The sequence below is a fragment of the Burkholderia sp. Bp9004 genome, from assembly GCF_003858025.1.
Classification (GTDB): domain Bacteria; phylum Pseudomonadota; class Gammaproteobacteria; order Burkholderiales; family Burkholderiaceae; genus Burkholderia; species Burkholderia diffusa.
In genome coordinates this window covers 45,326-58,965 of sequence record NZ_QTQD01000008.1, presented here as the reverse complement: position 1 = coordinate 58,965, position 13,640 = coordinate 45,326, and the positions used below count along the sequence as shown (strand labels likewise).

At 69.4% G+C, this 13,640-nt stretch carries 8 protein-coding genes; 5 read left to right on the top strand and 3 right to left on the bottom strand.

Translation table 11 applies throughout. From position 1 onward, the window contains the following. Positions 1–198 precede the first annotated feature (198 nt). From bioA to bioB, 4 genes are read left to right on the top strand one after another with little or no spacing between them, the layout of a single operon-like run. Complete coding sequence (bioA, locus tag DIE08_RS11615; protein ID WP_124901984.1) at positions 199–1,545, top strand: adenosylmethionine--8-amino-7-oxononanoate transaminase; 1,347 nt, start codon at positions 199–201, stop codon at positions 1,543–1,545. Positions 1,546–1,568: 23 nt separating this feature from the next. Beyond that, positions 1,569–2,801: an 8-amino-7-oxononanoate synthase gene (gene bioF, locus DIE08_RS11610; protein WP_124901983.1), complete on the top strand. Its 1,233-nt coding sequence runs from the start codon at positions 1,569–1,571 to the stop codon at positions 2,799–2,801. After that, complete coding sequence (gene bioD / locus DIE08_RS11605) at positions 2,798–3,517, top strand: dethiobiotin synthase (RefSeq protein ID WP_059600005.1); 720 nt, start codon at positions 2,798–2,800, stop codon at positions 3,515–3,517. The genes bioF and bioD overlap by 4 nt, the downstream gene beginning before the upstream one ends. A 36-nt stretch (positions 3,518–3,553) precedes the next feature. Beyond that, the gene (gene bioB, locus DIE08_RS11600; protein ID WP_124901982.1) at positions 3,554–4,573 is read left to right on the top strand and encodes a biotin synthase BioB; all 1,020 of its coding nucleotides are present in this window, start codon (positions 3,554–3,556) and stop codon (positions 4,571–4,573) included. A gap of 96 nt (positions 4,574–4,669) precedes the next feature. Here the strand turns inward: bioB and DIE08_RS11595 are convergent, their stop codons facing one another. Beyond that, positions 4,670–5,395, bottom strand: a complete 726-nt coding sequence (locus DIE08_RS11595; RefSeq protein ID WP_124626431.1) for a copper homeostasis protein CutC — start codon at positions 5,393–5,395, stop codon at positions 4,670–4,672. Between the two features lie 76 nt (positions 5,396–5,471). Beyond that, complete coding sequence (locus DIE08_RS11590; RefSeq protein WP_124626433.1) at positions 5,472–6,758, bottom strand: EAL domain-containing protein; 1,287 nt, start codon at positions 6,756–6,758, stop codon at positions 5,472–5,474. 291 nt (positions 6,759–7,049) lie between these two features. Here DIE08_RS11590 and DIE08_RS11585 point away from each other — a divergent pair, with 291 nt between their 5' ends. Beyond that, positions 7,050–8,717 (top strand): Na+/H+ antiporter, encoded by a 1,668-nt coding sequence (locus tag DIE08_RS11585; RefSeq protein ID WP_124626435.1) that lies wholly within the window; start codon positions 7,050–7,052, stop codon positions 8,715–8,717. Between the two features lie 85 nt (positions 8,718–8,802). Here DIE08_RS11585 and DIE08_RS11580 read toward each other — a convergent pair whose 3' ends face one another. After that, positions 8,803–12,375, bottom strand: coding sequence for an indolepyruvate ferredoxin oxidoreductase family protein (locus DIE08_RS11580; protein ID WP_124901981.1), 3,573 nt, complete (start codon positions 12,373–12,375; stop codon positions 8,803–8,805). Positions 12,376–13,640: the final 1,265 nt, after the last annotated feature.

The following is a 13,640-nucleotide window of genomic DNA, read 5'->3' as shown; positions in this document are numbered from 1 at the left end:
GCGGTCATTTCTGGGCATCTGGCGCGTACCGTCCCGAGCACCCCGTATCTGCGCCGAACTCCCGTCCAGCAAGGCTTTGCGGTGTTTGTAACCGGTAGTGCAACGTGCGGCGGAACACGCTAATCTCACCGCGTTTTCCGTCTGTCGCCGCGCGGCATCCCGTTCGATGCCCGCCGCCGTTTTACCCCCGGAGTTGCCTTGAGTACGCCAGCCACCGACGACTGGGTCGCGCGCAGCCTGCGCGCGGTCTGGCATCCCTGCACCCAGATGAAGCACCACGAGCGCATGCCGCTCATTCCCGTCGCGCGCGGCGCGGGCCTGTGGCTGTACGACCGCGACGGGCGCCGCTACTTCGACGCGATCAGCTCGTGGTGGGTGAACCTGTTCGGCCATGCGAACCCGGACATCAACGCGGCGCTGAAGGACCAGCTCGACACGCTCGAACACGCGATGCTCGCCGGCTGCACGCACGAGCCGGCGATCGAGCTCGCCGAGCGGCTGCATGCGCTCACCGCTCGCACGCTCGGCCATGCGTTCTTCGCGTCGGACGGCGCGTCGGCGGTCGAGATCGCGCTGAAGATGAGCTTCCATGCGTGGCGCAACCGCGGCCGCGCGGACAAGCGCGAATTCGTGTGCGTTGCAAACAGCTATCACGGCGAGACCATCGGCGCGCTCGGCGTGACCGACGTCGCGCTGTTCAAGGACGCGTACGACCCGTTGATCCGCCACGCGCACGTGGTCGCGTCGCCCGACGCTCGCGGCGCGCAGCCGGGCGAGACGGCCGCCGACGTCGCGGGCCGCGCGCTCGATGACGTGCGGCGCCTGTTCACCGAACGCGCCGACCGGATCGCCGCGTTGATCGTCGAGCCGCTCGTGCAATGCGCGGCCGGCATGGCAATGCACGACCCGTCGTACGTGCGCGGGCTGCGTGCGCTGTGCGACGAATTCGGCGTGCACCTGATCGCCGACGAGATCGCGGTCGGCTGCGGCCGCACCGGCACCTTCTTCGCATGCGAGCAGGCAGGCGTGTGGCCCGATTTCCTGTGCCTGTCGAAGGGCATCAGCGGCGGGTACCTGCCGCTGTCGCTCGTGCTGACGCGCGACGACGTGTTCGCGGCCTTCTACGACGACGACACGACGCGCGGCTTCCTGCATTCGCATTCGTACACCGGCAACCCGCTCGCGTGCCGCGCGGCGGTCGCGACGCTCGACCTGTTCGCGCGCGACGACGTGCTCGCGAGCAACGCGCGCAAGTCGGCCGCGATGCGCGCGGCGCTCGCGCCGCTCGACGCGCACCCGCAGGTGCGTCACCTGCGCGAGCGCGGCACGCTGTTCGCCTTCGACGTCGCACTCGACGGCGACGCGGCACGCGGCTTCTCGCGGCGCTTCTTCGAACGCGCGCTGGAACGCGAGCTGCTGCTGCGCCCGATCGGCACGACCGTGTACCTGATGCCGCCGTACGTGATGAGCGACGACGACATCGCGTGGCTCGCGCAACGCACGCGCGACACGCTCGACGCGACGCTCGCGGAGGTGGCGCGATGAAGCAATCCTCACGGGAAACGACCATGCCCCTGCTCGACACGCTGCAGCGCGGCCTCGCCGAACTCGACGCGCAGGGCCTGCGACGCGTGCGCCGCACCGCCGACACCGCGTGCGACGCGCACATGCGCGTCGACGGCCGCGACATCGTCGGCTTCGCGAGCAACGATTACCTCGGCCTCGCCGCGCATCCCGCGCTCGTCGCCGCGTTCGCCGAAGGCGCGCAGCGCTACGGCTCCGGCAGCGGCGGCTCGCATCTGCTCGGCGGCCATTCGCGCGCGCACGCGACGCTCGAGGACGAACTCGCCGGCTTCGCGGGCGGCTTCTCCGATGCACCGCGCGCGCTGTACTTCAGCACCGGCTACATGGCGAACCTCGCCGCGATGACGGCGCTTGCGGGCAAGCACGCGACGATCTTCTCGGACGCGCTGAATCACGCATCGCTGATCGACGGGATCCGGCTGTCGCGCGCGACCGTGCAGGTCTACCCGCATGCGGACATGGCCGCGCTCGCCGCGCTGCTCGATGCGTCGGAGGCCGAAACGAAACTGATCGTCAGCGACACCGTGTTCAGCATGGACGGCGACATCGCGCCGCTCGCCGAACTCGTCGCGCTGGCCGAACGCCACGGCGCGTGGCTCGTCGTCGACGACGCGCACGGCTTCGGCGTGCTCGGCCCGCAGGGCCGCGGCGCGCTCGCGGCCGCCGCGCTACGCTCGCCGAACCTTGTGTACGTCGGCACGCTGGGCAAGGCCGCCGGCGTCGCGGGTGCATTCGTCATCGCGCACGAGACCGTGATCGAATGGATGATCCAGCGCGCGCGCAGCTACATCTTCACGACGGCCGCGCCGCCGGCCGTCGCGCATGCCGTCTCGGCGAGCCTGAAGGTCATCGCCGGCGACGAAGGCGATGCGCGACGCACACACCTCGCAGCGCTGATCGAGCGCACGCGCGCGCTGCTGCGCATGACGCGCTGGCAGCCGGTCGACTCGCACACGGCCGTGCAGCCGCTCGTGATCGGCAGCAACGACGCGACGCTCGCGGCGATGCGCTCGCTCGACGCGCACGGCCTGTGGGTGCCCGCGATCCGGCCGCCGACGGTGCCCGCCGGCACGTCGCGGCTGCGCATCTCGCTGTCGGCCGCGCATTCGTTCGACGATCTCGCGCGGCTCGAAGCCGCGCTGATCGAAGCCAGCGAAGGAGCGGACCACCCCGACGCTCACGCGCGTTCGCTGCCCCCCGAGGAGGCTGCAGCATGACGGCCCCGCTTTCCCTCTTCGTCACCGGCACCGACACCGAGATCGGCAAGACCTTCGTGTCGGCCGCGATGCTGCACGGCTTCGCGCGGCACGGGCTGCGCGCGGCCGCGCTGAAGCCCGTCGCCGCCGGCGCGTACGAACGCGACGGCGTCTGGCGCAACGAGGACGCCGACCAGCTCGACGCGGCCGCGAACGTCGTGCTGCCGCCCGAGCTGCGCACGCCGTTCCTGCTGAAAGCGCCGGCCGCACCGCACATCGTCGCCGCGCAGGAAGGCGTGACGCTCGACATCGACACGATCGTCGCGAGCCACCGCGAAGCGCTGACGCGCGCGGACGTCGTCGTCGTCGAAGGCGTCGGCGGCTTCCGCGTGCCGCTGAACGACACGCAGGACACGGCCGATCTCGCGGTTGCGCTCGCCCTGCCCGTCGTGCTGGTCGTCGGCGTGCGGCTCGGCTGCATCAGCCACGCGCTGCTGACGGCCGACGCGATTCGCCAGCGCGGTCTCACGCTCGCCGGCTGGGTGGCGAACCACGTCGACCCGGCCATGTCGTACGCCGACGAGAACGTCGCGACGATCCGCGACTGGCTCGCGCGCGAGCATCGCGCGCCGCTCCTCGGCCGCATCGCGCACCTGCGCCCGGCCGCCCCCGAATCCGCGGCGGCGATGCTCGACATCGCCACGCTCATCGACACGCTGCGCCACGCGCGGCACTGATCTCCCGATCCCCGCATCCACGACAGGAAAACCACCATGACCCAAGCCCAGACCGCCGCCGTGCAACCCGACGCGATCCCCGTGGCCGCCCCGGCATCGCAGCGCTGGCGCGTCGCCGACGTCGTCGCGCTGTTCGAGCTGCCGTTCAACGACCTGATGTTCCGCGCGCAGCAGGTGCATCGCGAGCACTTCGACGCGAACGCGGTGCAACTGTCGACGCTGCTGTCGATCAAGACGGGCGGCTGCGAGGAGGATTGCGGCTATTGCTCGCAGTCGTCGCATCACGAAACGGGCCTGAAGGCCGAGAAGCTGATGGACGTCGACACGGTGCTCGACGCCGCGCGCGCGGCGAAGGCGAACGGCGCGAGCCGCTTCTGCATGGGCGCCGCATGGCGCAACCCCAAGGAGCGCCACATGCCGGCGCTGACCGAGATGGTGCGCGGCGTGAAGGAGCTGGGCCTCGAGACCTGCATGACGCTCGGCATGCTCGAGGACGAGCAGGCGCAGCAACTCGCCGACGCGGGCCTCGACTACTACAACCACAACCTCGACACGTCGCCGGAGTTCTACGGCCAGGTGATCTCGACGCGCACGTACCAGGACCGTCTCGACACGCTCGACCGCGTGCGCGATGCGGGCATCAACGTGTGCTGCGGCGGCATCATCGGGATGGGCGAATCGCGCCGCGAACGCGCGGGCCTGATTTCGCAGCTCGCGAACCTGAACCCGTATCCGGAGTCGGTGCCGATCAACAACCTCGTCGCGATCGAAGGCACGCCGCTCGAAGGCACCGCGCCGCTCGACCCGTTCGAATTCGTGCGCACGATCGCGGTTGCGCGCATCACGATGCCCAAGGCCGTGGTGCGCCTGTCGGCCGGCCGCGAACAGCTCGACGACGCGATGCAGGCGATGTGCTTCCTCGCGGGCGCGAACTCGATGTTCTACGGCGACCAGCTGCTGACCACGAGCAATCCGCAGACGCAGCGCGACCGCGCGCTGTTCGAGCGCCTCGGCATCCGCGCAAGCCAGGCCGACGCGCTGGCGGAGAACGCGTAAGCGACTGCGGCGCGTCTGGCTTGCAGACGAAAAAGCCGGGGCATGCCCCGGCTTTTTTTCACCCGATCGTCAGCGCGCGGCTTGCAGCACCGCCCGTCACACATGCGCCGCCGCGCCGTCGAGCGCCGCGCGCACGCGCTCGACGCGCTGTTCGTCGACGGGCGCCAGCACCTCGCCGCGCGGCCGCACGCCCGAGCCGAAATGCACCGCGCGCACGCCGGTGGCGCGGATGAAATCACCCACGGCGTCGATCGTGAGCCCCGAGCCGGCCAGCACCGTGCAGGTCGAACCCGCCGCCTGCCGCACCAGCCGCGTGATCGTCGCGACCGCGTCCAGCACCGACGGATGGCCGCCCGAGGTCAGCACCGACGTGACGGCCGGCACGCGCAGCAGCGCGTCGAACGCGGCGTTGAGGTCGCGCGACACGTCGAATGCACGATGAAACGTCAGGTCGCGTCCGTCCACGGCTGCCGCGACGCGCTCGAGCGCATCGAGATCGACGTCGCCGCGCGCATCGAGCGCGCCGAACACGACGCCGTTCGCACCGGCCGCGACAGCCGCGCGCACATCGCGCTCGATCACGCGCAGGTCGTCGGTGTCGTAGACGAACGATCGGCTGTGCGGCCGCACGATCACGTTCACCGGAATCGCCACGGCAGCCACGACGGCCTCGATCAGGCCGATGCTCGGCGTCAGCCCGCCTTCGCTGATGGCGGTCACGAGTTCGAGGCGGTCGGCGCCCGCGCGGGCGGCGGCCTTCGCGTCGCCGACGGTGGTGGCGATCACTTCGAGGAGGACGGAGGAAGCGGCGGTTCGGCTCATCGGCGGCTCGCGAATCGTCAGGACAATTCGCGCATCCTAGCCGAGCGGCGCGAACCGCGCCAGCACGACGCCGTGGCTATGCGCCGTCCGCTTCATCGTCGATCCAGTCGATATCGCCGCACAGCACGTGCTGCGCATCGCCGATGCGCACGGCCACCGACAGCGTCACGCATGGCTGCGCCTCGTTGATCGACAGGTACGGGCGCGTGACCTGCACGCGTCCGGGCTCGGCGATCGCCGTGCGGAAATACGGCCTGCGCAGCCAGTTCGCACCCTGCGCGTCGGACAACGGCGAGAAACGCGCCTCGGCGAGCGCGCGGTCCGCGCGCAGCACGACGTTGCGGCCCGCCTGGCGGCCCCGCGCGTCGAGCAGGAAGCAGCGCGCGGCGGCGTCGAGGGCGAGGAAGTTCCAGCACACCTCGTCGAGCGGCTCGCCGGCCGCCACCCGCTCGGCCGCACGCTCGAACGCGCGCAGGTACGGCGCGAGCCGCTGCGTATCGCGCCGCTCGCGCGCTTCGGTTTGTTGCCGAAAGCGCTCGGTCAGCTCGCCGATGCAGCCGGTCGCCGTCGCGCTGTCGGGCAGCCCGGGCGCCGGGCGGCCGAAGTAATAGCCCTGCACGAAATCCGCCTCGCACGACAGCGCGATCTGCGCGTCGTGCTCGGTCTCGATCCCCTCGACGAGCACGAGCTTGCCGGCCTCGTGCAGCAGCGTGACGAGCCCGTGCAGGATCGCGGTGAGCCCCGTGCGGTGCGCCGCGTGCGACAGCATGATCCGGTCGAGTTTCACGATGTCCGGATTCAACTGCCAGATCCGCTCGAGGTTCGAATGGCCGGCGCCGAAATCGTCGAGCGCGATCAGGAAGCCCTGCGCGCGGAATTCGCGCACGGCTTCGGCGAGCCGCTCGATGTCCTCCGCGCGCTGTTCGAGCACTTCGAGCACGACGCGGCGCGGCGGCATGCCGACGCGCTTCAGGTTCGCGAGCAGCGCGGCCGCCTGGAACGGGTCGGTGAGCACGCCGGGATGCACGTTGAGGAACAGCCATTCGCGCTCGGCGCCGAGCAGCGCGAAGTTCTCGAGATGCAGCGCCTGCGCGAGCCGGTCGAGCTGCAGCAGTTCGCCCTGGCGCGCGGCCTCGCCGAACACGTCGAGCGGCGACACCGCCCGGTCGAGCGCGTCATGGGCGCGCAATAGCGCCTCGTAGCCCACCGCACGCTGGTGCGACAGGCTGAAGATCGGCTGGAACACGGTCGTGAGCGTCAGGTCGCGATGCTGCGTCGCGAGGCGTTCGAGGCCGGAGCTCATCTCCCGCTCGAAACGATACGGCGAAGCGGTGGCCGGACGCTCCTGTTGCACGATCGTCATGGCGCCCTCCTGGTGATGCAGCCGAACGCGGCGAGTGCTTGAAACGGCGCGCGCAATGTCATGGTGGAATCCTCGGTTGTCCGGCCGGTGCCGGACGGTACGCAAGCATCAAGCAAGCTCCGTGCAAGGCCTTGAACCACGCGCCACGCCTACGTGCGGCGCCGCCGCACCAGCGTGGCGCAGGCCGGATGCACCGTTTGCGTGCACCCGCACCGGCGCGCTCGAACGCACCCGTCATGCCGTCACGCTAAACTCCGTACGGTCGTTTCATTCTCCACACTTGCCGTATCGATGGAAATCGTCTTCACAGTCCTGATCCTGCTGCTGACCGTCGCGCTGTCCGGCGCGGTCACGCGCATACTGCCGCTGCAATTGCCGCTGCCGCTGATGCAGATCGCGTTCGGCGCGATGCTCGCGTGGCCGAAGCTGAACCTGCACGTCACGTTCGATCCCGAAATCTTCATGCTGCTGTTCATTCCGCCGCTGCTGTTCGCGGACGGCTGGCGGATTCCGAAACGCGAGCTGTACCTGCAGCGCCGCGCGATCCTGATGCTCGCGTTCGGGCTCGTGTTCATGACGGTACTCGCAGTCGGGTACTTCGCGCACTGGCTGATACCCGAGTTGCCGCTGCCGATCGCGTTCGCGCTCGCGGCCGTGCTGTCGCCCACCGACGCGGTCGCGCTGTCAGGCATCGCCGGCAAGGGGCGGATTCCGCCGCAGCTGATGCACATCCTCGAAGGCGAGGCGCTGATGAACGACGCGTCGGGCCTGGTCGCGCTGAAATTCGCGGTCGCGGCTGCGCTCACCGGCGTGTTCTCGCTGCGCGATGCATCGATCTCGTTCGTGATCGTCGCCGCCGGCGGGCTCGCGACGGGCGCGGTCGTGTCGTGGGTGTTCAGCGCGCTGTCGACGCGCTTCCTGAACGCCGAGCAGGAAGGCGACCCGGCCCCCGGCATCGTGATGACGCTGCTCGTGCCGTTCGCCGCCTATCTGTTCGCCGAGCACCTCGAGCTGTCGGGCGTGCTCGCGGCCGTGTCGGCCGGGATGATGATGAACTACACGAGCTTCTCCCGCAAAAGCACGGTCGCGTCGCGCGTGCGGGCCGAAAGCACGTGGGCGATGATCGAGTTCGTGTTCAACGGCATGGTGTTCATCATGCTCGGGCTGCAGCTGCCGCACATCATCGGCCGCGCGCTCGTCGACGCGCATCACACGAGCGACGCGCTCGTCGGCCGGATGATCTTCAACGTATGCGCGATGATGCTCGCGCTGTACGCGATCCGCTTCCTGTGGGTCTGGCTGCTGCGCTGGATCGCGAGCCGCCGCGCCGCGCGCCACGGCCTCGCGGGCACGATGGCCGGCGTGCGCACGATCGCGGTGATGACGGTCGGCGGCGTGCGCGGCGCGGTCACGCTCGCGGGCGTGCTGTCGATCCCCGTCGCGCTCGCCGACGGCGCGCCGCTGCCCGGGCGCGACACCGCGATCTTCGTCGCGTCGGCCGTGATCCTCGGTTCGCTGGTCGTGGCGGTGATCGGCCTGCCGTTGCTGCTGCGCGGCGTGCGCTCGACGCGCAACCCGCTCGCCGACGAGGAGCGCACCGCGCGCGCGGCCGCCGCGCAGGCCGCGATTCGCGCGATCGACTCGTCGCACGACGCAATCTCGGCCGATCTCGACGAATCGGGCGCCGCGCGCTGCGCGGACATCTCCGCGCGCGTGATGGACCAGTATCGCCGCCGCCTCGCCGCGCTCGCGGAGGACGGCCCGACGCCGCGCGCGGAAGCCAAGCAGACCGAAACGATGGAACTGCAGATGCGGATCGCGGCGGTGCGCGCGGAACGTTCGGTGTTGTACCGGCTGCGCAGCGAAAGCAAGATTTCCGACGAGACGCTGACGAAGCTCATCCGCGAGATCGATCTGTCGGAAACGGCGCTGTCGACGCGCAAGAAAGGCATTCTCTGACGGGCGGGTCGATGCGCGTAAGCAATCGCCCATAAAAAACGGCGACGCCGAAGCGTCGCCGTTTTCCCATCCGCCCGTGTTCGCGTTACTTCGCGACGACGACCGGAATTCCCTTCAGCATCCCCGCGCCCTTCATCTCGTCGAGCGCGTGCTGCACGGCCGCGCTCGTCGCCGCGTCGATGCCGAGCTGCAGCGCGAGCTCGCGCTCAGCGCGCTTCACGCCGGCCAGGTTGCGCACCTTCACGTGACCGAAGCCGCGCACGCGGGCGTACAGGTCGGCCAGTTGCGTGACCTGCGCCGCATTGCCGGTGGTCGTCGCAGCGAGCGCGCGCGTGAGCGTCGTCTCGTAGTCGTCCGCGAGCGCGCGCTCCATCCTGCGCTCGACCGTGCGGCCGAACGGATCGAGCCACGTGCCGCGCAGGCTGCGCACACGCGCCAGCATGCCGAACACCGGCCACATCCACTGGCCGAACACGCGCTTCTTCGGCACGCTGCCGTCGCGGCCGGCCTTCGCGACCGTCGGCGGCGCCAGGTTGAACTTCACGCGATACGCCTGCCCCGGCACGCCTTCGAACTGCGCCTCGAGCGCCGTGCGGAACGCGTCGTCCGTGAAAAGCCGCGCGACCTCGTATTCGTCCTTCACCGCGAGCAGCCGGTAGAACGTCGTCGCGACCGCGCGTGTCAGCGCGTCGTCGCCCTTCGCCGCCGCGGCGTTCACGAGCGCACGGTAACGCTCGACGTAACGCGCGCCGCCATATGCCTCGAGACGCGCTTCGCGATCGGCGATCAGTTCGGCAAGCGTTTCCGGCGCGGCGTGCGCGGCCACCGCGTGACGCGCGTTCCACAACGCATCGAGGCCCGCCGCGTCGCCGGCCGCCATTCGGCCGATCGCGAACGCGAGCTTGTTCATCGGCACCGCGACGTTGTTCAGCTCGATCGCGCGCATCATCGCGGCGAGCGACACCGGCACGAGGCCGAGCTGCCATGCGTAGCCGAGCATCAGGATGTTCGCGCCGATCGAATCGCCGAGGAATTTCGCGGCGAGCGCCTGAGCGTCGCAGCTCGACAGGTAGCCTTCACCGGCCGCATGGTGCATTTTTTCGAGCAGCGCATCCGCGTGCAGGTTCGCGTCGGGGTTCTGCACGAACGACGCGTTCGGAATCCTGTGCGTGTTGACGACGATCCGCGTGCGCTCATGGCGCACCGTCTGCAGCGCCTCGGCGCTCGCGCCGACGACCATGTCGCACGCGAGCAGCACGTCGGCCTGCTGCGTGTCGATGCGCACCTGGTTGAGCCACCGGTCGCTCGACGCGATCCGCACGAACGACAGCACCGAACCGCCCTTCTGCGCGAAGCCCATGAAGTCGAGCACCGACGCGCTCTTGCCTTCGAGGTGCGCGGCCATGCTGATCAGCGCGCCGACCGTCACGACGCCGGTGCCGCCCACGCCCGTGACGAGCATGTCGTACGGCGCCGCGTCGAGATGCGTCGCGGGCACCGGCAGCGCGTCGACGCGCACGGCGAGCGCCGCCTCATCGAACGCCGCGCCCGCGGCCTTCTTCAACGCCGCGCCTTCGACCGTCACGAAGCTCGGGCAGAAACCGTTCACGCACGAGTAGTCCTTGTTGCACGACGACTGGTCGATGCGGCGCTTGCGGCCGAGCGGCGTCTCGAGCGGCTCGACCGACAGGCAGTTCGACTGCACGCCGCAGTCGCCGCAGCCTTCGCATACTGCGTCGTTGATGAACAGGCGCTTGTCCGGGTCGGGGAACTCGCCCTTCTTGCGGCGGCGGCGCTTCTCGGCCGCGCAGGTCTGGTCGTAGATCAGCACGGTGACGCCCGGCGTCTCGCGCAGCTCGCGCTGCACCGCGTCGAGTTCGCTGCGGTGATGGAACGTCGTGCCCTTCGGGAACAGGCCGTGATGGCCGTCGTACTTCTCCGGTTCGTCGGACACCACGACGAAGCGCGACACGCCTTCCGCCTCGACCTGCCGTGCGATCTGCGGCACCGAGATGCTGCCGTCGACCGGCTGGCCGCCCGTCATCGCGACCGCATCGTTGTAGAGGATCTTGTACGTGATGTTCGCTTTCGCGGCGACGGCCTGGCGAATCGCGAGGATGCCCGAGTGGAAGTAGGTGCCGTCGCCGAGGTTCTGGAACACGTGCTTCGTGTTGGTGAACATCGCGTGCGCGGCCCAGTCGACGCCCTCGCCGCCCATCTGGATCAGGCCCGTCGTGTCGCGCTCCATCCACGACGCCATGAAGTGGCAGCCGATGCCGGCCTGCGCGATCGATCCTTCGGGCACCTTCGTCGACGTGTTGTGCGGGCAGCCGGAGCAGAAGTACGGCGTGCGCTTCACCGCGTCCGCCTCGTTCGACAGGATCTGCGGCGCGACGAGATCGACGACGCGCTCGCGGCGATCGAGCGCCGGCTTGTGGCGCGCGAGCCAGGTGGCGAACACCGGCAGAATGCGCGACGGGCGCAGCTCGCCGAGCTCGGACAGCAGGCACGCGCCTTCGGCATCGTGCTTGCCGAGCACGCGCGGGCGCGCACCGTCCGCGCGGTTGTACAGGTAGTCCTTGATCTGCTGCTCGATCACCGGGCCCTTCTCTTCGATGACGAGCACTTCCGACAGGCCGTCGACGAAGGTTTCGATCCGCGTCATCTCGAGCGGATACGACAGGCCGACCTTGTAGATCCGCACGCCGGCCGCTTCCAGGTCGGCGACGGTGAGGTCGAGCCGGCGCAGCGCTTCCATCAGGTCGAGGTGCGCCTTGCCGCACGTGACGATGCCGACGTTCGCGTGCGTGCTCGGCGCGATCCACTTGTCGATGCTGTTGGTGCGCGCGAAATGGCGCACCGCGTCGAGCTTCGCCGCGAGGCGCGCCTCGATCGTGAGGCTCGGCAGGTCGGGCCAGCGGTTGTGCAGACCGCCCGACGGCGGCGTAAAGCCCGCCGGCGCCGGCCATTGCGTCTGCAGCGCGTCGAGATCGACGGTCGAGCCCGACTCGACGGTCTCCGAGATCGCCTTGAAGCCGACCCACGCGCCCGAGAAGCGCGACAGCGCCCAGCCGTACAGCCCGAACTCGAGCATGTCCGCGATGTTCGACGGGTTCACGACCGGCATATGCCACGCGATCATCGCGAAGTCGCTCTGGTGCGGCATCGACGACGACACGCAGCCATGGTCATCGCCCGCCACCACCAGCACGCCGCCGTGTGGCGACGAGCCATATGCGTTGCCGTGCTTCAGCGCGTCGCCGGCGCGGTCGACGCCGGGGCCCTTGCCGTACCACATCGCATACACGCCATCGACGGTGCGCTCCGGGTCGGCCTCGACGCGCTGCGTGCCGAGCACCGCGGTGCCGCCGAGTTCCTCGTTGATCGCGGGCAGGAAGCGCACGCCGCTGCCGTCGAGCAGTTTCTTCGCCTTCCATAGCTGCTGGTCGACCATCCCGAGCGGCGAGCCGCGGTAGCCGCTGACGAAGCCGGCCGTGTTCAGGCCCTGCGCGGTATCGGACGCGCGCTGCATCAGCAGCAGGCGTACCAGCGCCTGCGTGCCGGTCAGGAAGATCCGGCCGCGCGTGGCGGTCAGGTTGTCGGTCAGGCGGTAGTCGGATAGCGCGGGCGTGCCGTCAACGGGCAGTCGGGCGGTCATGGGGGATGTCTCCTGATTGTGTGTTCTGGGCTGCGCATCGGGGGCGTCGGGCGACGCCGGCCGGGCCAACTGGATGGCTCTATTTTTTCGCGGGAGGACGAGAAAGTTTTTTCTCATCTTGCTCGAACGGCGCCGGAGTGAGAAAAACTGCGCAGGATTTGGCCGGGAATTGAGAGAGTTTTCGCGCGGGGCGGCGGACGGCTTCTGCAGGCATCTCGGCGTGGGCGATGCGGTTGCCTCGAAAACGCGGGGATAGGCGGGAGGCCGCCCGCGGGCGCGGCGGTGGGCGCTCGCGGGCCGTGCGGCAAGGGTTCGCGCGGCAGAACAGGCGCGTCCTCACCCATCGGATGCACAGCGTTCCGATTGGTCGCGGATGCGGGATGTCCACAATGTCGGGGACTGCGGGCGAAACGGGCGGGCGCGCTCACCGGTCGATTGCACAGGGTTTCGAGTCGCGTCGGCGGCTGGATGTCCACACCTCGATCGCCCCGCGGTTCGAGCGGATGCCGGCGCTCACCGTTGAAATCCACAGCAAGGCGAGTCGATGTTGGCGGGAGATATCCACACCGCCCGATGCCTGTCCGGCCGCGGCGACGCTCGCCCTCACATGTCGGATGCACAGATTTGCGACTCGGTTCGGCGGTGCGATATCCACACCGCTGTCCGCCCGTGCGTAGCTCCGGAGCGCGGTCCGGTCGTCGCGGCAATGCAAGCGCGGGCGCGGCGAGCGCGTGTCGGGTGCCGCTGCCGGATTCGCGCGGATGGGGGCCTCCGTGCGCGAGCCCTGACAAGGCTTTGGGGTTCATCGATACATGCCGTCGCGCGGCCGAACGAGGCGCAGGTCCGCGTGTGGACATCGCCACCACCAGACACTAAAAACCCTGTGAATTTCGATGGTGAGCACCGGCACGCGATCGAACGAGGATGTCGATTCAGGTGTGGACAACCCAACCCGCGATGACTCGAAACGCTGTGAAATTCGACGGTGAGCGGCAATCGTCGATCAAACGAGAGCGCCGATTCCGGTGTGAATAGCGCAATCCACGACGACTCGAAACGCTGTGAATTCCGACGGTGAGCGGTGGTGGCGATCGAACGAGGACGCCGCCCCCGGGTGCGGACAGCCCGACCCACGACCACTCCAAACGCTGTGAAATTCAACGGTGAGCGTCGGCACGCTATCGCACGCAGTCGCCGATTCAGGCATGAACAGCAGCGCCCGCAACCCCGCCGAGGCCGGTAGATCCGGCCTCACACCGACGCGG